This window comes from Vibrio sp. QJM3NY_15, from assembly GCF_057785995.1.
In genome coordinates this window covers 479,893-504,476 of sequence record NZ_CM173517.1, presented here as the reverse complement: position 1 = coordinate 504,476, position 24,584 = coordinate 479,893, and the positions used below count along the sequence as shown (strand labels likewise).

20 protein-coding genes are annotated in these 24,584 nt (G+C 44.9%); 7 read left to right on the top strand and 13 right to left on the bottom strand.

Annotation, left to right across the window (positions count from 1 at the left end; all coding sequences use genetic code 11):
• The first annotated feature begins 165 nt into the window (after positions 1–165).
• From AC3CKG_RS02245 to AC3CKG_RS02215, 7 genes are all read left to right on the top strand, one after another.
• A complete protein-coding gene (locus tag AC3CKG_RS02245; protein WP_076670705.1) occupies positions 166–594 on the top strand; it encodes a DUF1499 domain-containing protein in 429 nt (142 codons plus the stop codon).
• A gap of 127 nt (positions 595–721) precedes the next feature.
• Positions 722–1,417, top strand: coding sequence for a 5'-methylthioadenosine/S-adenosylhomocysteine nucleosidase (mtnN, locus tag AC3CKG_RS02240; RefSeq protein WP_017100512.1), 696 nt, complete (start codon positions 722–724; stop codon positions 1,415–1,417).
• 10 nt (positions 1,418–1,427) lie between these two features.
• A complete protein-coding gene (locus AC3CKG_RS02235; protein WP_488528756.1) occupies positions 1,428–2,381 on the top strand; it encodes a cobalamin biosynthesis family protein in 954 nt (317 codons plus the stop codon).
• A gap of 1 nt (position 2,382) precedes the next feature.
• Positions 2,383–3,243, top strand: a complete 861-nt coding sequence (gene btuF / locus AC3CKG_RS02230) for a vitamin B12 ABC transporter substrate-binding protein BtuF (protein WP_488528755.1) — start codon at positions 2,383–2,385, stop codon at positions 3,241–3,243.
• Positions 3,244–3,317: 74 nt separating this feature from the next.
• Positions 3,318–3,935, top strand: a complete 618-nt coding sequence (locus tag AC3CKG_RS02225) for a TRIC cation channel family protein (protein ID WP_017100513.1) — start codon at positions 3,318–3,320, stop codon at positions 3,933–3,935.
• A gap of 241 nt (positions 3,936–4,176) precedes the next feature.
• Positions 4,177–4,758 (top strand): flavodoxin family protein, encoded by a 582-nt coding sequence (locus tag AC3CKG_RS02220; protein ID WP_065113179.1) that lies wholly within the window; start codon positions 4,177–4,179, stop codon positions 4,756–4,758.
• A 110-nt stretch (positions 4,759–4,868) separates the two neighbouring features.
• The gene (locus AC3CKG_RS02215; protein ID WP_076670697.1) at positions 4,869–5,714 is read left to right on the top strand and encodes a LysR family transcriptional regulator; all 846 of its coding nucleotides are present in this window, start codon (positions 4,869–4,871) and stop codon (positions 5,712–5,714) included.
• Here AC3CKG_RS02215 and AC3CKG_RS02210 read toward each other — a convergent pair.
• The 13 genes from AC3CKG_RS02210 to ftsW form a co-directional block, all read right to left on the bottom strand.
• Positions 5,665–6,444 carry a TSUP family transporter gene (locus tag AC3CKG_RS02210; protein ID WP_009848394.1) on the bottom strand — a complete coding sequence of 260 codons (780 nt, stop codon included), beginning with the start codon at positions 6,442–6,444 and terminating at the stop codon, positions 5,665–5,667. The genes AC3CKG_RS02215 and AC3CKG_RS02210 overlap by 50 nt on opposite strands.
• 206 nt (positions 6,445–6,650) lie before the next feature.
• Positions 6,651–9,881 (bottom strand): carbamoyl-phosphate synthase large subunit, encoded by a 3,231-nt coding sequence (carB, locus tag AC3CKG_RS02205; RefSeq protein WP_004734974.1) that lies wholly within the window; start codon positions 9,879–9,881, stop codon positions 6,651–6,653.
• A 16-nt stretch (positions 9,882–9,897) separates the two neighbouring features.
• A complete protein-coding gene (gene carA, locus AC3CKG_RS02200) occupies positions 9,898–11,037 on the bottom strand; it encodes a glutamine-hydrolyzing carbamoyl-phosphate synthase small subunit (RefSeq protein ID WP_017109272.1) in 1,140 nt (379 codons plus the stop codon).
• Between the two features lie 503 nt (positions 11,038–11,540).
• Positions 11,541–12,365, bottom strand: coding sequence for a 4-hydroxy-tetrahydrodipicolinate reductase (dapB, locus tag AC3CKG_RS02195; protein WP_017106812.1), 825 nt, complete (start codon positions 12,363–12,365; stop codon positions 11,541–11,543).
• 92 nt (positions 12,366–12,457) lie between these two features.
• Positions 12,458–12,856, bottom strand: coding sequence for an 8-oxo-dGTP diphosphatase MutT (gene mutT, locus AC3CKG_RS02190; RefSeq protein WP_488528754.1), 399 nt, complete (start codon positions 12,854–12,856; stop codon positions 12,458–12,460).
• A gap of 353 nt (positions 12,857–13,209) precedes the next feature.
• Complete coding sequence (gene secA / locus AC3CKG_RS02185) at positions 13,210–15,936, bottom strand: preprotein translocase subunit SecA (RefSeq protein WP_017109275.1); 2,727 nt, start codon at positions 15,934–15,936, stop codon at positions 13,210–13,212.
• 388 nt (positions 15,937–16,324) lie between these two features.
• Complete coding sequence (gene lpxC / locus AC3CKG_RS02180) at positions 16,325–17,242, bottom strand: UDP-3-O-acyl-N-acetylglucosamine deacetylase (protein WP_017087510.1); 918 nt, start codon at positions 17,240–17,242, stop codon at positions 16,325–16,327.
• A gap of 96 nt (positions 17,243–17,338) precedes the next feature.
• Positions 17,339–18,568, bottom strand: a complete 1,230-nt coding sequence (ftsZ, locus tag AC3CKG_RS02175; protein ID WP_017084771.1) for a cell division protein FtsZ — start codon at positions 18,566–18,568, stop codon at positions 17,339–17,341.
• Positions 18,569–18,599: 31 nt separating this feature from the next.
• On the bottom strand, positions 18,600–19,868 hold the full coding sequence (gene ftsA / locus AC3CKG_RS02170) for a cell division protein FtsA (RefSeq protein ID WP_488528753.1): 1,269 nt from the start codon (positions 19,866–19,868) through the stop codon (positions 18,600–18,602).
• A complete protein-coding gene (locus tag AC3CKG_RS02165) occupies positions 19,861–20,649 on the bottom strand; it encodes a cell division protein FtsQ/DivIB (protein WP_020477273.1) in 789 nt (262 codons plus the stop codon). Before AC3CKG_RS02165 ends, ftsA begins: the two co-directional genes overlap by 8 nt.
• A gap of 182 nt (positions 20,650–20,831) precedes the next feature.
• The gene (murC, locus tag AC3CKG_RS02160; protein WP_488528752.1) at positions 20,832–22,292 is read right to left on the bottom strand and encodes a UDP-N-acetylmuramate--L-alanine ligase; all 1,461 of its coding nucleotides are present in this window, start codon (positions 22,290–22,292) and stop codon (positions 20,832–20,834) included.
• 13 nt (positions 22,293–22,305) lie between these two features.
• Positions 22,306–23,367 carry an undecaprenyldiphospho-muramoylpentapeptide beta-N-acetylglucosaminyltransferase gene (gene murG, locus AC3CKG_RS02155; RefSeq protein ID WP_102281953.1) on the bottom strand — a complete coding sequence of 354 codons (1,062 nt, stop codon included), beginning with the start codon at positions 23,365–23,367 and terminating at the stop codon, positions 22,306–22,308.
• Positions 23,368–23,379: 12 nt separating this feature from the next.
• Positions 23,380–24,576, bottom strand: coding sequence for a cell division protein FtsW (ftsW, locus tag AC3CKG_RS02150; RefSeq protein WP_488528751.1), 1,197 nt, complete (start codon positions 24,574–24,576; stop codon positions 23,380–23,382).
• Positions 24,577–24,584 lie beyond the last annotated feature (8 nt).

The following is a 24,584-nucleotide window of genomic DNA, read 5'->3' as shown; positions in this document are numbered from 1 at the left end:
TTTCCTTTATTACTCAGTTCGTTACTATAAAAAAGGATCCAATTATGGATCCTTTTTTGAATTAGATTCGTTTATCACAAGCATCACGAAAATACGTAAAACAATTACAAATAAGCCAATACCGATAACTACAATTAGAATTAAAAACAAGCCATAGGAAACACTATGAAAAAAGCCGCTCTCCTTTCTCTATCTCTTTTAACTCTAACCGCTTGCAGCCAAGGAATCACGGACATGAAAGACAGAACTTCATCACCTTGTGGAGACAAACCAAACTGCGTTTCAACTCAAGATGACCGTGAACAGCATGCATTGGCCTCGTTTGAGTTATCAGATTCAGCAAACTTAGATGCGATTGAGCAGGTTGCGCTGACCTTACCGGGAGCAAAAACAGCCAGTAAAACGGAAGACTATCTACGTGTTGAATGCACCTCGCGTATCATGCGCTTTGTCGATGACTTAGAGCTTAAGATCACTGATGGCAAACTGATCGTGCGTTCAGAGTCTCGCACTGGCCATTCTGACTTTGGCGTAAACCGAAAACGTGCTGAACAACTTCGTGCTAGCTTGAAAAGCGAAGGCTTAATCAAATAGATAAAAGAATACACAGATAAATCGTCTGTATTCGGATGAGAAGTGCTTCTGGGCTGTCGCTCGACACTTCTCTTCCATGCTACAATTTTGCTCTACTGTTTAAATAATTTTTATTAAGAGACTACACATGAAAATCGGCATCATTGGCGCAATGGAGCAAGAAGTTGCGATCCTAAAAGCAGCAATTTCAGACATTACTGAAGTTAATAAAGGCGGTTGTACCTTTTTCTCTGGTCAGCTAAATGGTGTTGACGTTGTTTTGCTTCAATCAGGCATTGGTAAAGTAGCAGCCGCTGTTGGTACTTCAATCCTGCTAAGTGAATACCAACCAGATGTAGTATTAAATACTGGCTCTGCTGGCGGTTTTGATTCAACACTGAACCTTGGCGATGTGGTTATCTCTACTGAAGTTCGTCACCACGATGCTGACGTTACAGCTTTCGGTTACGAAATCGGCCAAATGGCAGGTCAACCTGCAGCGTTCAAAGCTGACGACAAACTGATGGCTGTTGCTGAACAAGCTCTAGCACAAATGGAAGATAAGCACGCCGTTCGCGGTCTTATTTGTACTGGCGACGCATTTGTTTGCACCGCTGAACGTCAAGCGTTCATCCGCAAGCACTTCCCATCAGTGGTTGCTGTAGAGATGGAAGCATCGGCTATCGCTCAAGCTTGTCACCAATTCCAAGTACCATTCGTGGTTGTTCGTGCAATCTCTGATGTTGCAGACAAAGAATCACCAATGAGCTTCGAAGAGTTCCTGCCACTAGCAGCGCAAAGCTCTTCTGAGATGGTTATCAAGATGGTTGCCCTACTAAAATAAGCGACTAGACATGCAAACACTGTTTGATCAGGTATTTGCAAATGGCGTGCTCCTTGTAATGTGGGGAGCACTGCTTTTTCATTTAATTTTACCTATCCCCCATGCCGCACATCCCACGACCTTATGGCATAAGTTTGCTGAACTTTTAGCAACCAAGGTTAATAACAATCAAAATTATTCCCAAAGCTTAATCTCAGGCACTTTAGCTTGGGGGTTAATGGTCTTGCCGGCTCTGCTTATTCTATTGGCACTGCAGCCACTGGTTTGGCAATCACAACTGTTTGAATTAGCGCTGTTGTTACTCGCCATTGATTGGCGTAACAATGAAAAGTTGGCAAATCAGTTGATCAAAGCTCTTGGCCGAGAAGATAAAGCCGCTGCTCGCCAGTTATTGGCGCCTATTGTTAATCGTCAAACTGAATCACTGTCATCACTTGGGCTTGGCAAAGCCGCTGCTGAAACTATCATCATGGGTTACGCTCGTAATGTGGTTTGTGTTTTATTCTGGTACGCCATTGGTGGTGGAATCGCCGCTTTAATGTATCGCCTAATTGTCGAATTAGCGCGAGCGTGGTCACCAAGCCGTAAGCAGTTCTCTCCATTTGGCTCAACCGCTATCAAGATCGTCGCTATCCTAGAATTTATACCAATGCGATTATTTGCCTTGATGATTGTATGTGGTGATAAAGCGTCTCACACGTTCAAGATGATGCTCGTTCAGAGTCGCTCTTGGCCATTACCCGGCCCAGCATGGTTGATTACCGCTGTCGGCAACAAGCTTGAGCTGTCACTGGGCGGTCCTGCTATTTACGACAATACCAAAGCCATTCGAGCAAAATTAGGCGGCAGAATCGCACCTTCAGCGCTGCACTTATCTCAGGTTCAAAAGCTGCTTTTTGGTCGCATCGCGATTTGGATATTCTTACAAAGCCTAGCCTTACTCATTATTCACCAAGGGATTTAAAGTGAAACCCTCTCAACTTGTTACACGATGTACCGCCCTCGCGTTCACTCTCGGCTTCAGTTTGTGGGCATCCACTTCATTTGCGACAGAAGTAGCAACAGCCGAACGTGTTATCAGCCTTGCTCCTCACGCAACCGAGCTTGCGTACAGTGCTGGTTTAGGTGATAACTTGATTGCGGTGAGTGAGCGAAGTGATTACCCACCACAAGCTGACAAGCTAGAGAAAGTGGCGAATTACCAAGGCATCAAGGTTGAGAAGGTCATCGCCCTGCAACCTGATTTGATTCTCGCGTGGCCTGCAGGGAACCCACCAAGAGAACTCGCGAAACTAGAGCAATTTGGATTTAATATTTACTACTCGAAAACTAAAAGCCTAGACAGCATTGCGACCAATATTGAACAACTCAGCCAATACGCTAACGATCCAAGTATTGGTGAAAATAACGCTCAGCAATACAGAGAGCAGCTCAACGCGTTGAGACTAAAATACAAAGATGCGGAGCCCGTAGACTACTTTTATCAGCTCAGTGAAAAGCCGATCATCACCGTCGCTCAAGGACACTGGCCAAGTGAGGTGTTTGAGTTTTGTGGCGGCCACAATATTTTCGAAGACAGTGCTTCCCCATACCCGCAAGTTGGCATTGAGCAAGTTGTATTAAGGAAGCCGCAAGTGATCTTCACTTCTCAGCACGCGATTGAGAATGGAACCATGTGGCAAACTTGGGAAGATGAGATCCCAGCAGTCGCTCAAAATCAGATTTGGTCACTCAACTCTGATTGGATTAATCGCCCGACGACGAGAACTTTGAAAGCGATCCAACAAGTATGCGATTTCTTCGATAGAGCTAGGCAAAATCACTAACTATTTGCTGCGTTTTTTCGTACAATTCGCCACCGACCTGTCCCTACAATTTCAACCATAAGAGCACCAGTATCATGGACTCCATGCTGCTTTATATTATCGATTTATTTGGCACTGCCATTTTTGCTGTCTCAGGCGTATTTGTCGCTGGCCGTCTTAAGATGGATCCCTTTGGTGTCGCCGTTTTAGGTAGCGTAACCGCGATTGGCGGCGGTACAATTCGTGACATGGCATTGGGTGCAACTCCCGTGTTTTGGATCACCGATACCACCTACCTTTGGGTCATCATTACCACCTGCTTGCTGACCATGATTATAGTAAGGCGTCCAAAGCGTCTGGCTTGGTGGATCCTGCCAGTATGTGATGCGATTGGATTAGCGGTGTTTGTTGGCATTGGTGTTGAGAAGGCACTGATTTATCAAGATTCTGCATTGGTTGCTATTATCATGGGTGTGATCACAGGCTGTGGTGGCGGTATTATCCGTGACGTACTTGCTCGTGAAGTCCCAATGATCCTAAGAAGTGAAGTCTACGCAACTGCTTGTATCATTGGCGGCGCTTTCCATACCATGGCAATTACCATGGGGCACGACTCAGAAACTGCCTTTTTAGCCGGTGTGTTTACGACACTATTAATTAGGCTTGGCGCTATTCGCTGGCACTTGTCATTACCAACCTTCGCTATCAAATAGGCTAGCGTTACAAAATAGAAATGGGCTCCACAAAGGAGCCTTTTTTAATTCGCTTTCAAATCACTTATCTCCTCTATTTCCATTATTCAAAGATCCCCTCCTTTCCTAACACTCTAGTTAGCTCATTCATTACTAGTTTAGTAATCTTTTTTGTTTACTTATCCAATTCACAGGCTATATTAATAAACAAATAACTTTATAAACTAATTTATTTACTAACATTGGTAAAAGGGAGTTCAAGATGAGTATCAATAAAGTAGGCATTGTTTTCTTCTCTAAGAATGGAGCGACCAAGCAAGTCGCTGAGACAATCGCTGAAGGTATTAACACTCAACAACCTGACTCAGCACTGCTCATTGAAGTCCTCTCGTCTGAAATAGTCGAAGGAAGGTATGACAATGACGGCAAGCTCAACGCATTAAACAATTGTGATGCGATTATCTTTGGCGCTCCTACTTATATGGGCTCACCAGCCGCACAGTTTAAAAGCTTTATGGATGCGAGCAGTGATACCTACTGTAAGAAAGCATGGCGAAATAAGCTCGCTGCAGGTTTCACTACTGGTGGTAGCCTGAACGGTGAGCAACAACAAACCTTGTTAAGTTTTTTCACTCTGGCTTGTCAGCATGGCATGGTTTGGGCAGGGCTTGATATCTCAAAGCATATCGATGACTTAGGTTTGAATCGCACCGGTTCTAGTATTGGTTTGGTCGCCAGTGATGATCAGACGGCTGAGAGCACCAATAATCACATCCATAGTAATGATCTTAAAACCGCTTTCTATTTTGGGCAACGCATCGCGAGCCTAGTTAAAAGAACCTAGCTAGCTTCAAAGCTCCTAGCTTGTCTGATATCTATGAGCTCAGACTAGAGAATGAATGGCGTTTAAGGTAACTTGGTTCAATCATTCCCAACTTTCATGAATATCACTCAATGTTACTCGAAGGAATCGAAACTCTATTGGTGTTGAGCAAAGCAAAGACCATGAGCCGCACCGGCAGTTTGCTTTATATCAGCCAATCGGCGGTCAGTAAACGGATTGCAAATTTAGAGAAGAAGTTAGGTAAGAAACTCATAGAACCGAGTGGCCGACAGATAAAACTGACTCCGGATGCGATCGCGCTCATCGAGAGTATTGGCCCCGCATTCAATGAACTTAGAGGGCTTATTTATGAACAGCAAGAGTTGGAAGATACCACTCTCATTACTTTAGATAGCTCTAAGTCGCTGATCGCAGGTTATCTAGGTGAAATGATGGGGAAATTTATCCAGCAAGATAAATACATCACCATCACCACTAACCATACACCAAGAATTATCGAGCGAGTGCAGTCTGGTAAGGCGACCTTGGGTTTGTGTGCTGGTTTACTGCCGCCGCATCATGGATTGATGACATTCCACCTGTTTGATGAGCCGTTTTACATAGTAAGTAAGTCGCCGTTAACGGAGCTTCCTCCAAGGGTCATCACTAACGACATGACCAATCCGGCAAACTCGTATCAGTTATCTGTGCTTGAAAAGTTCGGCATCAAACCCTTAATGGAGATGGATGCTTACACCGCAGCTGCTCAGCTAGCGTTGGGTGGGACAGGGCCGGCTTTGATCCCGCTCTCTATCGTAAAGACACTCAATATTGAGCCTCAATACCTGTTTAGCTTTCCAGAGTTAGAGGGATTAATTCGACCTATTCATATCTGTGTAAGGCCGAACAGCTATCAATCTCCGCGAGTTAAAATACTGATAGAATCCATTGTTGATGCTGTTCCCAAAGCAGTTTAGACGCCATTAACATCGACATCACGATCACAAGAGGGCGAATCCATTTCTGCCCTTTTGTCACCACGACTTTAGCGCCAAGTTGAGCGCCCATAAAACCACCAACTGCCATCACTAATCCTAATTCCCAAATTGGCAAGCCAGCCAAAATAAAGAAGATCAATGCGGCTATATTCGATGTGAAGTTAAGTATCTTGGTGCGTGCCGTTGCATCCACTAAAGAGAAATGGCCGATAGCGACAAAACATACCGTGAAAATTGAACCTGTTCCTGGGCCAAAAAAGCCATCGTAGAAGCCAACTCCGCCACCAATACACAAAGCAAACATCGCCTCAGAGATCTTCTGCTTTCCTTCAGACGCTCTAGTTTGGGGTGCTAACAGGAAATAGAGAGAGATAGCGATAAGCAGCAGCGGTATCACGCTAGTCAGTAAACTCGCATCAATGTGCTGGACTAACTCGGCGCCAATTGCAGAGCCAATAAAAGTACAAAAGATCGCGAGGCGCATCTCTTTAATACTAACGATACCGTTGCGAACGAAATACCAACTGGCAGAAAAACTACCAAATGAGCTTTGAAGTTTGTTGGTTGCCAGTGCTTGCGTTGGTGGCACTCCGGCCGCTAGCAATGCAGGTAGAGTCAACAACCCACCACCGCCAGCCATTGCATCAATAAAGCCTGCCGCCGTTGCAACAACAAACAAGATAGCCAATATTTCTAGAGTGATTTCCATATACCCAACGCCTTAAATTCTCGTGTAGCGACAACTTACCACCGCGAGCAAACAATCAACAACGAAACACAAGATTGTAACCTATTCCAAATTTTCATCATTTAGCCATTACCAGATTTTCACCAGATGACAGACATAAAAAAGCCCACTCCGAAGAGTGGGCTTTGAGCATTTATATCCGCTTAACAGCGATACACGTGAGTCAATTAAGCTTGAGAAGCTTTAACTTGTGCGTGTAGCTCTTGAACTGAAGTTACTGACGTTTTCGCGTCTGCAGTGTGCGCCATACAAGTCGCGAATGCAGCGTTTAGCGTAGTCGTGTAGTTCACTTTCTCAGCCAGTGCGCCACGACGAAGAACTTTAGAATCTTCAATCGCTTGACGGCCAGCTGCAGTGTTCACAATGTACGTGTACTCGTTGTTCTTGATACGGTCAAGAATGTGAGGACGACCTTCGTGTACCTTGTTTACTAGACGTGGGTTGATACCCGCTTCGCCAAGGATAACTGCAGTACCGTGTGTTGCGTCTAGCTGGTAACCAAGCTTAGATAGCTTAGATGCTAGGTCAACAACGCGCTCTTTGTCGCCTTCGCGAACAGAAAGAAGTGCACGGCCGCCTTCTGGGTAGATGTTGCCACAACCCAATTCAGCTTTAGAGTATGCTTCAGCAAACGTTGCACCAACACCCATAACTTCACCAGTAGAGCGCATTTCTGGGCCTAATAGTGGGTCAACACCAGGGAATTTGTTGAACGGAAGAACAACTTCTTTCACTGAGTAGTATGGTGGGATGATTTCTTTCGTAAAGCCTTGAGACTCTAGCGATTGACCCGCCATAACACGAGCTGCAATCTTAGCGACTGCTGCGCCTGTTGCTTTTGATACGAACGGTACTGTACGTGCGGCACGAGGGTTAACCTCGATTAGGTACACTTCGTTGTTCTTAACAGCAAACTGCGTATTCATTAGACCACGAACACCCAACTCGAACGCTAGCTTTTCAACTTGCTCACGCATTACGTCTTGGATTTCTTGGCTTAGCGTGTAAGCAGGAAGCGAACATGCTGAGTCACCTGAGTGAACACCCGCTTGTTCGATATGTTCCATGATACCCGCAATAACAACGCGCTCACCGTCACAAATCGCATCAACGTCTACTTCAATTGCATCATCTAGGAAGCTATCAAGTAGTACTGGAGATTCGTTTGAAACACTTACAGCTTCGTTGAAGTAGCGACGTAAGTCTTGCTCGTCGTATACGATTTCCATCGCACGACCACCAAGAACATAAGAAGGACGAACAACCAATGGGAAGCCGATTTCGCGAGATTTCTCTACCGCTTGCTCCATTGTTGTTACTGTCGCGTTTTCTGGTTGTAGAAGACCAAGACGGTCAACAGCAACTTGGAAACGCTCACGGTCTTCTGCACGGTCGATTGCGTCAGGGCTAGTACCAATGATTGGTACGCCAGCAGCTTCAAGCTCACGAGCCAGTTTCAGTGGTGTTTGACCACCGTACTGAACGATAACGCCTTTTGGCTTCTCAACACGAACGATTGCTAGTACGTCTTCCAGAGTTACTGGTTCAAAGTACAGACGGTCAGACGTATCGTAGTCTGTCGAAACTGTCTCAGGGTTGCAGTTAACCATGATTGTTTCGTAGCCATCTTCACGTAGTGCTAGAGATGCATGTACACAACAGTAATCGAATTCAATACCTTGGCCGATACGGTTTGGACCGCCGCCTAAGATCATGATTTTCTCTTTGTCTGTTGGGTTCGATTCACATTCGTCATCGTAAGATGAGTACATGTAAGCCGTATCAGAAGAGAACTCAGCCGCACACGTATCTACACGCTTGTATACCGGGTGGATATCGTATTGGTCACGTAGACGACGGATTTCGCTTTCTGCTACACCTAGAATCTTAGATAGGCGCGCATCAGCAAAACCTTTACGCTTAAGCTTCATTAGCTCGTCTTTATTCAGACCAGCAAAGCCTTTCGCTTTAAGTTCTTGCTCTAGTTTTACGATGTCTTCGATTTGAACTAGGAACCAACGGTCAATTTGCGTTAGGTTGAATACACCATCAACTGACATACCAGCACGGAAAGCATCTGCGATGTACCAAATACGGTCAGAACCAGCTTCTTTAAGCTCATGGCGAATCGTCGTTAGAGCGTCAGGTGCATCTAGGTCGACCATTTCGTCAAAACCAGTTGCGCCAACTTCTAGACCGCGAAGTGCTTTCTGTAGAGATTCTTGTTGGTTACGGCCGATAGCCATAACTTCACCAACCGACTTCATTTGCGTCGTTAGACGGTCGTTAGCACCTGCAAACTTCTCGAAGTTAAAACGAGGAATCTTAGTTACTACGTAGTCGATTGTTGGTTCGAATGATGCTGGCGTTGCGCCGCCAGTGATGTCATTCATTAGCTCGTCTAGCGTAAAGCCAACAGCCAGTTTCGCTGCAATCTTAGCGATTGGGAAACCTGTTGCTTTAGATGCTAGTGCCGAAGAGCGAGATACACGTGGGTTCATCTCGATGATAACCATACGGCCATCTTTCGGGTTGATACCAAACTGTACGTTTGAACCACCTGTTTCAACACCAATCTCACGCAGTACTGCTAGAGATGCATTACGCATTAGTTGGTATTCTTTATCTGTCAGCGTTTGTGCTGGAGCTACGGTGATTGAGTCACCCGTGTGAATACCCATTGGGTCGAAGTTTTCAATCGCACATACGATGATGCAGTTGTCGTTTTTGTCGCGAACCACTTCCATCTCGTACTCTTTCCAACCGATAAGTGACTCATCGATTAGAAGTTCGTTGGTTGGAGACAAGTCCAAACCACGACGACAGATTTCTTCAAATTCTTCTTTGTTATAAGCGATACCACCGCCTGTACCACCCATCGTAAACGATGGACGAATGATACAAGGGAAGCCAACCATTTCTTGAACTTTATAAGCTTCTTCCATCGTTTTCGCTGTATCAGCCGTTGGACACTCAAGACCAATCGATTTCATTGCTTTATCAAAACGAGAGCGGTCTTCAGCTTTATCGATAGCGTCAGCAGTTGCGCCAATCATCTCTACGCCGAACTCTTCAAGTACGCCGTATTTTTCTAAATCTAACGCACAGTTAAGTGCAGTTTGGCCGCCCATTGTCGGTAGAACTGCATCTGGCTTCTCTTTAGCGATGATGTTACGAACCACTTCCCATTGGATAGGTTCGATGTAAGTCGCATCAGCCATGTCTGGATCAGTCATGATTGTCGCTGGGTTCGAGTTTACAAGAATAACTCGGTAACCTTCTTCGCGAAGTGCTTTACAAGCTTGAGCACCAGAGTAATCAAACTCACATGCTTGACCGATAACAATCGGACCAGCACCTAGAATTAGAACACTTTTAATGTCAGTACGTTTTGGCATTATCTACTACTCCGGATTACGCTGTGTGCTGTTTAATTAATTCAATGAAGTGGTCGAATAGCGGCGCCGCATCTTCTGGACCTGGGCTTGCTTCTGGGTGACCTTGGAAGCTAAATGCTGGTTTATCTGTACGGTGGATACCTTGTAGAGAACCATCAAATAGAGACTTATGAGTCGCTCGTAATGTCTCTGGAAGCGTATCTTCGTCAGCAGCGAAGCCGTGGTTTTGTGAAGTAATCATCACAACATCACGATCTAAATCTTTAACCGGGTGGTTTGCACCGTGGTGACCAAACTTCATCTTCACTGTCTTAGCGCCTGACGCAAGAGCAAGAATCTGGTGACCTAGACAGATACCAAAGATTGGTAAGCCTTTTTCTAGGAACACTTTTGTTGCTTCAATTGCGTAAGTACATGGTTCTGGGTCACCAGGGCCATTTGAAAGGAAAACACCATCTGGGTTTAGAGCGAGCACTTCTTCTGCTGAAGTTTCAGCAGGAACAACCGTTAGGCGGCAGCCGCGGTCAACAAGCATTCGTAGGATGTTTCGTTTTGCACCGAAGTCATAAGCAACAACGTGGTATGGCAATTCAGAGTCTGCTTTCGCTTCAGGAAGTCCACCCGTAAGCGTCCACGAACCTTGTTTCCATTGATACGCTTCTTTTGTTGTAACTTCTTTCGCAAGGTCCATACCTTTCAGGCCAGGAAATTCTTTTGCTTTAGCTAGAGCCAAAGCTTCGTCTAAATTGTTACCCGCTACGATACAACCGTTCTGTGCGCCTTTTTCACGAAGAATACGCGTCAGCTTACGAGTATCGATATCAGCGATACCAACAACGTTTTGCGACTTAAGGTAATCAGAAAGGGATTGTTCATTACGGAAGTTAGAAGCGATTAGAGGGAGATCGCGAATCACAAGGCCTTGAGCGTGGATTGAAGAAGATTCTTCGTCTTCGGAATTGGTTCCGGTATTGCCAATGTGAGGGTAAGTAAGGGTAACGATTTGTTGAGAATAGGAAGGATCAGTGAGGATTTCTTGGTACCCCGTCATCGAGGTATTAAAAACGACTTCACCAACTGCAGAACCTACAGCGCCAATGGCTTCACCGTGAAATACTGTCCCATCTTCTAGGACGAGTAGTGCTGACTTCTTCAAGACAACCTCCAGAAATAAAAATGCATTAAAATTGATTTAATTTGCAAATCTACCTTCCTGCAACACCAAAAACTGCGTGTTTATGGAAATTAGACAAATTGGCGGTATTTTAGTGATCTGCGTGATACGTGTCAACATTTAACGCAAAAGAAATTAAACATTTGTAAGAACTAATTCAATTTCTCCCATCAAAGCTTCAAAAGTTCAACTTTCATACTCTATTAATAGGAATATTACGATTTTCTAATTTTCACCCGTCATTTTCACCCACCATTAGGTGGCAAAAATATCACCAACAAAACGCAATCGATAAATACAATGAGTAAACATATAGATTTGAAGCTTTAAATCAAAAACAACAACCAAGCAGTGATAAATAACAGCTAAGTGCAGTTCTAATCAGGAAAATTAGAGAATAAGAAGAAAGTGACCAAGAGGAGTTTAAGTAGAAAAAAGGGGCAAATAAAGAAAGCGCCGGCAATTGCCAGCGCATAAATATCTATTTATAGATCGTTTAAACCAAGGACGTCTGTCATGGTATAAAAGCCTGCTGGCTTATCATTTAGCCAAACAGCTGCCTTTATCGCACCATTAGCAAAGGTCATTCTATCCGTTGCTTTATGGGTAATTTCAACGCGCTCACCAATATCAGCAAACATTGCGGTATGCTCGCCAATGATGTCACCGGCACGGATTGTCGCAAAACCAATCTCATCTTTGGTACGCTCGCCCGTAATGCCTTCGCGTGACCATACAGCGACATCGTTTAGCTCATTGCCCATCGCACCAGCGATCGCTTCGCCCATACCAATCGCAGTACCAGAAGGTGCATCGACTTTATGACGGTGGTGAGCCTCTACGATTTCAACATCACAGTAATCGCCCATCACTTTAGCGGCCTTCTCTAACAGCTTAAAAACCAAGTTCACACCAACGCTATAGTTCGGTGCCATTACGATAGCCATCTCTTTTGAAGCCGCATCAATAACCTGCTTCTCTTCTTCAGAGAAACCTGTAGTACCAATAATCAGTTTCTTACCGTGACGTTTACAAAGTTCAATATTCGCTAATGTGCTTACAGGTGCGGTAAAGTCGACGATCACGTCAAACTCTTCGACCGCTTTCGAAAGGTCATCAACTAGAGCCACATCAAAACGACCTTCACCGCATAACTCGCCAACGTCAACACCGACCAAAGATGATTCTGGACGCTCTGAACCAGCACCAACGCTTGCTTCTGAATTATGGTGAGCGGCTTTCACCAAGTTACGACCCATACGGCCAGCTGCTCCTGCAATTGCAATTCTTACCACTGCGAATATCTCCATTGTTTTGGTTACCGTCACTGCTCATCTGTCGCAGCAACGTTCATTCGATTAATATCTTTAAACTAACAACAATCTCAAACTCAGGCTAGCAATTACGAAAACTCTTTTATTACTCGCTCTAAAATTGGCACGTTTGCTTCGGGGAAGGCGTATTGGCTCAATGATTCAAGATCGACCCATTCACCTTGTTGCCCTTCTTTACCATAAGGCTGTTGCTCGAAATCGGTCACAAGGATGAAATCAAACTTAAGTGACTTATCACTGTAATCAAACTCAAGGTGTTCAAACAGAAACTGTTCTGTCACCTTAATACCAATCTCTTCATTAAGTTCACGAGCCATCGCCTGCTCAATGGTTTCACCCACTTCAACCTTACCTCCAGGAAACTCCCAGAAGCCGCCTTTATGCTTGTCGTCTGGGCGCTTAGTGATAAATACCTGCGACTTATCTTGATTGAAGATGATGCCAGCTACAATGTGGATTCTTTTCATATGATGATGTTCCTTAATAAAACGCTTTGCTCACGCAACTCCTCAACAAGTCATCCTCTAGAAGGAGGAGCGACTGAGTTGGGGATCTAATACAACAGCGTGAGCCTAACTATCAAACGAGATTCCCTACTGCGCTCGTTCCTCGCTGTAGGGAATGACGACTTACCTTCTAATTAAAGGTAAGCCATGAAATTCACATACAAAAAGAGCCGCCTAAGCGACTCTTTTTATCAATAAGTTTGTGTGAAGCTAAGCTGTGACGTGGTGAGTGCAAGGAGGAGGCACGGAGCTTACGTTAGTAAGTGAGTACCTCCGACACTGCAATCATCCGTTACAGCAACGATTCACCAGACTTAGTCTATTTTACCGTGACACTGTTTGTACTTCTTACCACTTCCACATGGACATGGTTCGTTACGACCCACTTTACGCTCATCGCGCACTACCGTTTGTGGAGATGCCGCATCAGCTTCATCGTCAGCTAGCTGGTTTTCAGCCGTTGCATGTTGTGCTTGTGCACGACGCGCCGCTTGTTCAGCTTGAGCTTGACGTTGAGCTTCCATCTTTTCAACTTCTTCTTGTTGCTGAACGCGAACTTTAGAAAGGATGGTAACAACGTCTGTTTTCAGTACATCTAGTAGGCCTTCAAACAGTTCAAACGACTCGCGCTTGTACTCTTGTTTCGGGTTCTTCTGAGCATAACCGCGTAAGTGGATACCTTGACGAAGGTGATCCATCGCAGCCAAGTGCTCTTTCCAAAGGCCGTCTAGCGTTTGTAGCATCACAGACTTCTCGAAGTTACGCAGTACTTGAGCACCAACCACTTCTTCTTTCTGTTTGTACGAATCTACTGCCATACCAAGAATGCGTTCACGCAATGCTTCTTCATAAAGCTTGTCGTCTTCGTCTAACCAACCTTGAATGTCAAAGTCTAGATCGAAGTCGTTCTTCAGACGATCTTGCAGACCTGCGATATCCCACATGTCTTCAAGAGACTGAGGAGCGATGTATTCATCAATAACTGACGCCAGTACATCTTCACGGTTGTGTTCGATCATTTCACTGATGTCATCTGAACTCATCAGTTCATCACGTAGCTCATAAACAACCTTACGTTGGTCATTGGCTACATCATCGTACTCAAGAAGCTGCTTACGGATGTCGAAGTTACGACCTTCCACTTTACGTTGTGCTTTTTCAATTGAGCGAGACAGCATCTTAGATTCAATCGCTTCGCCTTCGTCCATACCACTTTGGATAAGACCAGCCATACGATCAGACGTAAAGATACGTAGCAGAGAATCTTCCATTGATAGGTAGAAACGAGAAGAACCCGCATCACCTTGACGACCAGAACGACCACGTAGCTGGTTATCGATACGGCGAGATTCATGACGCTCAGTACCAATAATGTGCAGACCACCTGACTCAAGTACTTTATCGTGAATGATTCTCCAATCAGCTTTGATCTTCTCGATCTGCTCTTTGGTTGGGTTCTCAATCTTCTCAAGTTGTGCCTGCCAGCTACCACCTAGCACGATATCGGTACCACGACCGGCCATGTTAGTTGCGATAGTTACCGCACCAGGCATACCAGCTTGTGCAACGATCTCAGCTTCCATTTCATGAAACTTAGCATTTAGAACGTTGTGCTTAATTTTTGATTTTTTCAATGCGTTAGACAGCAGTTCAGATTTCTCGATAGAAACTGTACCAACCAGTGATGGCTGACCAGCCGCTACACGGTCTTTGATGTCTTCAATGATCGCATTGAACTTGTCTTCTTCAGTACGATAAACCACATCTGGCATATCGTTACGAACCATAGGCTTGTTGGTTGGGATAACCACCGTTTCTAGGCCGTAGATAGACTGGAATTCGAACGCTTCTGTATCAGCAGTACCTGTCATACCTGACAGTTTTTCATACAGACGGAAGAAATTCTGGAATGTGATCGATGCTAATGTTTGGTTTTCATTCTGAATCTTCACACCTTCTTTAGCTTCAACAGCTTGGTGTAAACCTTCAGACCAACGACGACCTGGCATAGTACGACCAGTATGTTCATCAACGATAACCACTTCGCCTTCTTCAGTAACGATGTAGTCGACGTTTTTCTCAAACAATACGTGTGCACGCAGAGCCGCATTTACGTGGTGCAATAGGCTGATATTGGTTGGAGAGTAAAGTGTGTCACCCTCTTCCATCAAGCCGTTTTTGACCATTAGTTCTTCTACAAATTCTTGACCGTTTTCAGTCAGGTGAACCTGTTTTGACTTTTCGTCCATGGTGTAGTGACCTTCACCACGGTACTCTTCTGAATCTTCTTTATCTTGACGCTCTAGAGAAGGAATTAGAGTGTTAATGCGCGTATAAAGGTCAGAACTATCTTCAGCGGGGCCAGAGATAATTAACGGAGTACGAGCTTCATCAATTAAGATTGAGTCAACCTCATCGACTACAGCAAAGAAGCGCTCACGTTGAACTCGGTCTTCAGCACGGAAAGCCATGTTGTCACGAAGGTAATCAAAACCAAACTCGTTGTTTGTTCCGTATAGGATGTCAGCTTGGTACGCTTCTTTTTTCTCTGGCGGAGCCATGTTTGCCACATTCACGCCAACAGTCATGCCAAGGAATTCAAATAATGGGCGGTTTGTTTCCGCATCACGCTTCGCTAGGTAATCGTTCACCGTTATTACGTGAACACCTTTGCTTGGTAGCGCGTTTAGATAAGCTGGTAGGGTTGCGGTAAGTGTCTTACCTTCACCAGTACGCATCTCTGCAATTTGGCCAGCATTTAGAACCATGCCACCAATCATTTGCACGTCAAAGTGACGCATGCCGTAAACACGCTTCGACGCTTCACGTACCGTAGCGAATGCTTCAGGTAGAAGTTGATCTAACGATTCACCTTTATCTAAGCGCTCACGAAACTCAACCGTTTTTGCTTTTAGCTCTTCATCAGAAAGTGCTTCAAACGTTGGTTCGTAGTTATTAATTTCTTTTACAATTTTTCTAAGGCGGCGCAGTGTTCTGTCATTGCGACTGCCAATTACCTTTGTCAGCAGCTTAGTAATCATGTGCTTGGAATCTCTTCGTTCTCAGATCGTCCGCGATCTATTTTAAATGCCGTCAGTCTCTACTAGCTATGAACTAGTCTTCAGTTACTAACCAAGGATACTGAGATAAATCTAGTATCTTTGATATTGTACTTGAGAGTAGAGTTTTCAAGGCTTGAGTTAAAATTAATGCCCTTTAGTGTAAGTAATTTTCACACTAACGACCATTTAGAACACCATTTGTTTGATGTGCTTGGAACTTTTCTTTCTAATTGCTGATGGATTAAGCAGACTGCGGCCCATTGGCCAGCAATTTCCGGAGGTTAACGACACTGTATCTGGAAAATAGATACAAAAAAACCAGGCCGATGACCTGGTTTTTGAAATCTTATATTGTTGTAAACAACAATTACGCTAGAACCATACCCGGTTCTGCGAAAGCAACTGGAGAGCCAGCTTCTTCTTCGAATGTTGCCCATTCCCAAGCTTCTGCGTCAGCAAGAACTGCACGTAAAAGTTGGTTGTTTAGGCCGTGACCTGATTTGTATGCACGGAACTCACCAATAATAGCGTGTCCACACATGTAAAGGTCACCAATCGCATCCAATACTTTATGAGTTACAAACTCATTGTCGAAACGAAGGCCTTCTTCATTAAGAATTCGGTATTCGTCCAGTACGATAGCATTATCAAAGCTACCGCCAAGTACTAGGTTTTGAGACTGAAGGTACTCAATATCGCGCATAAAACCGAAAGTACGAGCACGAGAAATCTGCTTCACAAAACCTTGTGATGAGAAATCAAACAACAAACGTTGCTCATCGGATTCAATTGCAGGGTGGTTAAAGTCGATCTCAAAGTCCATACGGAAGCCGTTAAATGGAACAAACTCTGCCCACTTATCGCCATCTTCAAAACGAATAGGCTTTTTGATTCGAATAAAACGCTTCGCTGCATTCAGTGTTTCTACACCCGCTTGCTGTAGCAAGTATACGAATGGGCTTGCGCTACCATCCATAATTGGAATTTCTGGAGCATCTACTTCAACAATAATGTTGTCGATACCCATTCCGGCTAGAGCTGCGTTAAGGTGCTCCACTGTAGAGATACGTACGCCTTCGTCATTAACAAGAGCGGTACATAGCATAGTGTCACGAACTGATGCTGGATCAGCTGGGAAATCTACAGGTGGATTTACATCTGTACGACGATAAACAATACCTGTATTTGCAGCTGCCGGGCGAAGAGTAAGTGTGACTTTACGACCAGAGTGGAGACCCACACCAGTTGTTTTCACAATTTCTTTCAGAGTACGTTGTCTGATCATCTGCTTGCCTCGTTATCAGTGCTACAAATCACGGTCAGTATTTACCGACCGCGAATTTTACCATTAATTCGACGATAGTCAAATTTTGGGTATTTGTTAATCAGCCTGACGTCGTAAAAATGCTGGGATATCTAAATATCCGCTCTCTTTCTCAGCTTTAGGTGCAGCACTCTGGCTAGCGCCTGTACCTGAAGAAACAGGTGACGTTGTTGGCTGTGGTTTAACTTGAGGTTTTACCTCAGTTTTTTCCTGCAATGGTTGTGCCACTTTCTCTTCCACTTTTGCTGCTGTTTGAACAGCAACTTGAGGTTGAGGCGTTGGCGCTACTTTTGCTTTACCACCAGCAACTAAAGTAATGTCTGGTTTTTTCTCTGTGCCGATACCTGTTGCAACAACAGTTACGCGGATTTCATCCGTCATATCAGGGTCTAGAGAAGTACCAATAACAACCGTTGCGTTATCAGAAGCGAATGCCTTAACTGTATTACCCACAGTTTCGAATTCATCTAAGCGCATATCTAGGCCAGCAGTGATGTTAACAAGAACGCCACGAGCACCAGCTAGGTCGATGTCTTCTAATAATGGGCTAGAAATTGCCGTTTCAGCAGCTTCTTCAGCACGGTCTTCACCTTTTGCGATACCGCTACCCATCATTGCATGACCCATTTCCGACATCACAGTGCGAACATCCGCGAAATCGACGTTGATCATACCAGGGCGAGTAATTAGCTCAGCGATACCTTGTACAGCGTTTTTAAGTACATCATTTGCACTTGCGAAAGCTTCTAGCAGTGTTACGCCACGGCCAAGTACTTTAAGTAGCTTTTCATTTGGAATCGTAATTAAAGAATCCACATGTTTAGAAAGCTCTTCGATACCTTGCTCAGCAAACGCTAAACGCTTTTTGCCTTCAAAGCTAAATGGCTTAGTTACAACAGCAACCGTTAGCACACCCAACTCTTTCGCAACTTCAGCAATCACTGGAGCAGCACCAGTACCTGTACCACCGCCCATACCAGCTGCGATAAATACCATATCGGCGCCAGTTAGAACTTCTTTAATTCTTTCTCGATCTTCGAGAGCTGCATCACGGCCTACTTGTGGGTTTGCACCAGCGCCCAAGCCTTTAGTGATATCACCACCAATCTGGATCACGCTGCTCACGCTTGTTTTACGAAGAGCTTGAGCATCAGTGTTAACACTGATGAATTCCACGCCTTCAATTGACTCACGTACCATGTGCTCAACAGCGTTACCGCCACCGCCACCAACTCCAACGACTTTAATTACTGCATCGTCAGACATTTCCATCATCGGTTCAAACATGTGTTATCTCCGTTTTTTCCTGCAACTCAGGTTAAAACTCTTTTTGTATCCAATTACGCAATTTACCAAATAAACCTGACATAGAAGGTGCTGAACGCTTAGGTTCGCTGTAATCACCCTCATCACTTATCTGACAATCTCTTGCGTAATGAAGTAAACCAACCGCCGTAGAATGATACGGCTCTTTAACATAGTCAGTTAAGCCACTAACTTCTAACGGCTTACCAACTCGAACTTGATTGCGGAAAACACGTTCCGCACACTCTACCAATCCGTCAATTTGTGCCGCTCCACCAGTGAGAACGACGCCAGCTGCAAGGTGGTGCTTAATACCCTCATCTCGTAGCTGCAATTGAACCGTATCAATAGTTTGGTTAACGAGACCCATAAGTTCAGTGTAACGTGGTTCAATCACTTCCGACAAAGTTTGTCTTTGCAAACTTCTCGATGGACGGCCACCTACACTAGGGACGTTAACAGAATCATCCTTGCTTACGAGCTCACTCAGAGCGCAACCATGGTTTACTTTTATCTCTTCAGCATCGCTCACTGGCGTGCCAAAAGCGAAGGCAATATCACTGGTTACTGCATTTCCTGCGTAGGAAAAGACTTCTGTGTGTCGCAGTGCGCCGCCAGTCCAAATGGAAATATCCATCGTACCGGCACCAATATCAACAACACATACTCCGAGCTCTCTCTCGTCGTCAGTAATTACCGCATTACTTGAGGCAAGTCCTGAAAACACGATTTGTTCTACAGTGAGACCACATCGTTCAACAGCTTTAATAATGTTTCTCGCCATGTCGCTATGGCAAGAAATTAGATGAACACTGACTTCCATTCGAACACCAGATAAACCAAGTGGATTCTTAATGCTTTCTTGGTAGTCGATGGTAAATTCTTGTGGAATCACGTGCAGAATTCTCTGCTCATCACCTATTTTAATCGATTTCGCGGTATGGATCGCTCGATCCATATCGTCTTGAGACACTTCTTCATCTGAAATAGTGCCCATGCCTTTTTCAATTCGGCTTGCGATATGCTTACCGGACAGCGAAATAAATACATTGCTGATTTGGCATTCAGCCATCAACTCTGCTTGATCAATCGCTCGCTGAACCGACTTCACTACCGACTCTAGGTCGTTTACACCACCTTTATCCATACCTCTGGATGGGCTTTGCCCTGAACCAATGATATTGATTTGACCATCAGGCAGTATTTCACCAACTAGAGCTGATATGGTCGCAGTGCCTATATCAAGACCAACGATTATGTTGTCATCTGCGGTCTTAGTCATTTCTGCTCTCTTCTAACTCTTGCTCTGGAAACCAGCCTACAGCGGCTCCCGTATCATACCTGAGGTCGATGTAGCTCACTTGATTCGCTTTACTTCCTAATTCGTTATAAAGCGAAATAAAGCGTTCAACACGCTCATCTAAAGAATCTTTACCTAGTTCTAAACGGATACCGTTATCTAGGATTATTTGCCAAGCGCGACGTTCATTAAGAACGAGTGAGGTAACGGTTAATCCTAGACTGTTAATCAAAGGAGTAATCTGTCGCCATTTTGCTATCACTTCTTGGCTGGTCCCTTCCGGGCCGTAAAGCTTAACTCTATCACCCTTTAACAGGCCGATATCGCCATTAAACACTTGACCGTTTTCGTTCAGCAGCATGTTGCCATTCCAGATTGCTGCCGCTTGGTATTCAGTCAAAAATACTTTTATTGTGTCTGGCCACTGTTTACGAATCGAGACAACAGATACCCAAGGTAACGCCTCTAAACTGTCTTGTAACACCCCAATATCTTGCGACATGAAGGTGCCAATATGTTCTAACTCGCCAAAAGCATGCTGAACATCACCAGCCGTTACATAAGTTAAGTCGCCTTGAAGTACTATTTTGGAAAGAGGCAATCGCTGATCGTCCCACATCCAAGTCAGTGTGGTATAGAAAAGAAACCCAATGAATAGCAATACCACGACTAAAAAAGACCCGCCTAAGGCGTGTTTCTTGAGCGATGGTAAACTGAATAGGTGGCGGTTTTCGCTAAAAGTACTTTCTACCAAAGCCCGCATTCCCTGTCGTTGGTTCGCAATTCTATTCCCTATCTTCGTAATAGAGGTAAAAGCACTTACTTTAACCTATGAATTATACTGAGCAAAATCAAACTATCAAACGTTGATAATAAGATTTTTGGTCAATTTTAGGTCAATCGCAAGAAGTGAGTGATTGACCACAGTCTGTAGACAGTATTCTGCTACGCGTTCTGCATATTATTAATGTCTAACTGTAACGATTCGAGTTGCTTAGCAACACGACCAACATCACCTGCACCCTGCGTTAAAACAAGGTCACCGCCTTGAATGACGTTGGCTAGAACCGATGGTAGCGTGTTGATATCAGCAACGAAGATCGGATCAATCTTACCACGCCCACGAATAGTTCGGCTTAACGAGCGTCCGTCAGCCCCTGCAATCGGTTTCTCACCTGCTGAGTACACATCTAATAAGATTAGAACATCAACCTGCTCAAGAACGTTAGCAAAGTCATCATACAGATCACGAGTTCGGCTGTAGCGGTGTGGTTGGAAAATCATCACAAGACGTTTGTCTGTCCAGCCACTACGGGCAGCTTGAATCGTTACATCGACTTCGGTTGGGTGATGACCGTAATCATCAACCAACATTGCAATACCTTTACCCGTTTCGTACTCACCAAGGTGATCGAAACGACGGCCAGTGCCTTCCGTTCCCGCCATTGCTTTTAGAATCGCTTCGTCGCTGATGTCGTCTTCAGTCGCAACCGCAATCGCCGCTGAAGCGTTCAGTGCGTTATGGCGACCTGGAATGTTCAACGTAATACCTAGGTTCGCTTTGCCTTCACGTACCACAGTGAACTTGCCTTGTTGGCCTTCTTGTACGTAGTTTTCAATACGGATATCCGCATCTTCTGAGAAGCCGTAGGTAATCACTTGACGACTAACCTGAGGAATAAGCTCACGCACTACCGGATCATCAACACACATCACCGCCTGACCGTAGAATGGCAGGTTGTGTAAGAAATCAATGAACGTCTGCTTTAGCGTTTCAAAATCGCCGCCGTAGGTATCCATATGATCCGCTTCAATGTTAGTAACGATACTAACCATTGGTTGCAGATGTAAGAATGACGCATCACTTTCATCGGCTTCAGCGATAAGAATACGACTCGAGCCTAGACGAGCATTCGTGCCCACACTCTTCACCAAACCACCATTTACGAAGGTTGGATCTAAACCCGCTTCCGAGTAAATCTGTGTCACTAGCGCAGTTGTCGTGGTTTTACCGTGCGTACCTGCCACAGCAATGCCATGACGAAAACGCATCAGCTCAGCCAGCATTTCAGCACGACGAACGATAGGTGTGCGCGCTTCACGAGCGGCAATAATTTCTGGGTTTTCTTCGTTGATAGCGGTTGAAACCACTACCACACTTGCGTCGGCAACGTTACTTGCTTGGTGACCGATATAAACGGTCGCACCCTTGCTAACTAAACGAGCGGTCACTGGATTTTGAGCAATGTCAGAACCTGTAATCTGGTAGCCTTCATTAAGCAAGACTTCAGCAATCCCGCTCATTCCTGCGCCACCAATACCAATGAAGTGGATAGATTTAACACGGCGCATCTCTGGCACCATTGCACGGATTTGCGCTAAGTCTTGGGTATGTTCAATCGTCATCAATTCAATCTCATTATTTTGCTAAAGCTTTAATCGCTTCAGCGACGGTCACATCCGCATCAAGCTTGGCTGCTTGACGAGCTTTTGTTGCCATCATTTTTAATTCATTTCTATCAAGCTGAGCGATAGTATTCGCTAGCTTATCAGCCGTCAGTTGAGGCTGTTCAATCATTAACGCCGCGCCACATTCAACGAGGTGATCGGCATTCAGCGCTTGCTGTCTGTCTTTGTGCATAAACGGAACGAAAATAGAACCTACACCAGCAGCAGAAACTTCAGATACGGTTAATGCACCTGAGCGACACACTAATAGATCTGCCCACTCATAAGCTTGCGCCACATCATCAATAAATTCAGTCACTTGAACATTATCTACAGAATGTGATTTGTATTGTTCAATCACTTGCTGTTGATTGTTCTTACCGGCTTGATGCACCACAGTAAAACCTTCACCAAGTTGAGCCATGGTAACGGGCAAGGTATCGTTCAGGATCTTAGCGCCCTGACTGCCACCCATCACAAGGATACGAATATCGCCGTCACGCTCTGCCATGCGTTGCTCGGGTTCAGCTAAGGCAACAACATCTTCACGTACTGGGTTACCCACCACCTGTGCAGTAGGAAACGCGCCTGGGAAAGCTTGGAAGACTTTTTTAGCAATTTTAGAGAGCCATTGGTTGGTTAAACCTGCCACTGCATTTTGTTCATGTAGAACCACAGGAATACCGGATAACCATGCCGCGATGCCACCGGGACCACTCACGTAACCACCCATTCCAAGTACAACATCTGGTTGCCATGCTTTGATGTGCTGTCTTGCTTGAAGTATGGCATTAATAATCTGGAAAGGCGCTTTAATTAGCTTGCTAATGCCTTGACCACGCAGGCCTTTCACCTTAATGAAGTCGATCTCAATACCATGCTTTGGCACCAGATCCGCTTCCATTCGGTCCGCAGTTCCTAACCAGCGAATTTCCCAACCTTGTTGCTGAAGCTTTTTAGCCACGGCTAAGCCAGGGAAAACGTGACCGCCAGTACCACCAGCCATCACTAAAAGTTTTTTGTTTTTTTTCATCGCGTTAGATTCTTATTCTACTAATTCGTTTTGATTGTCGGCTTGTTTTTTTTGTTGTATTCGGCACTCGTGATCGATACGTAGCAGCATCGAAACCGCCACCGACATCACAATCAAACTTGACCCGCCGTAACTGATCAATGGCAATGTCAGACCTTTGGTTGGAACGATTCCTGACGCCGCGCCCACGTTAACAAGCGTTTGAAAAGCAAACCAAATACCAATACCAAAGGCAAGGTAGCCACTGAATAACTGGTCGTTTTCGAAGGCTTTCTTACCAATTAGAATAGCTTTAAGCACCAGACTAAAAATAAGGATAAGCACTAGAGTCACGCCAACAAAGCCCAACTCTTCAGCCAATACAGCAAACACAAAATCGGTATGTGCTTCTGGTAAATATTCTAACTTCTGAACCGAGTTACCAAGACCTTGTCCCATCCAATCACCACGGCCAAATGCCATCAATGACTGAGTTAACTGGTAGCCACTGCCAAACGGGTCATTCCAAGGTTCCCAGAATGAGGTCACACGTCGAACACGGTAGGGTTCAATAACAATCAAGCCGACGACCGCAGCAATACCCGCCACCATTAAGGCAATAAACTGTGAAAGCTTGGCGCCCGCGATAAATAGCATGCCAAATAAGGTAACCAGCATTACAACAACGGTACCTAAATCGGGTTGGCCAAGGAGTAATACTGCAAAGGCACCAAACACCATAATTGGCTTACCAAAACCACCGAAGAAGGTTTTCCTCACTTCGTCTTGTTTACGAACTAAATAACCCGCCATAAAGATAAACAGCGATAGTTTAGCGACTTCGGCCGGTTGTAAGTTAAACAACCCAAGCGGAATCCAGCGCGATGCACCGTTCACCGACTTACCGACAGCCAATACCACGACCAGTAAAAAGAAGGATAAACCCAGTAGATACATGCTGTATTGAAACCAACGCTTCATTGGAATTTGCAATATGACGCTGGATACGATTAACGCTAACACCAAGAAAATGGCGTGACGGAACATAAAGTGAAACGGCTGATCGGTTAAACGAGCACTGATTGGGAACGAAGCCGACGTTACCATTACCAAGCCCGTCAGCATCAGTCCAAGAGCAATCCATACCAACTGACGATCGTAGAGCGCCTCTGGTGTGGCACGGTTAAGCCATTGCCAAATAGATTGATTAATCTCTTTCACTCTTTGCACTGAATGTT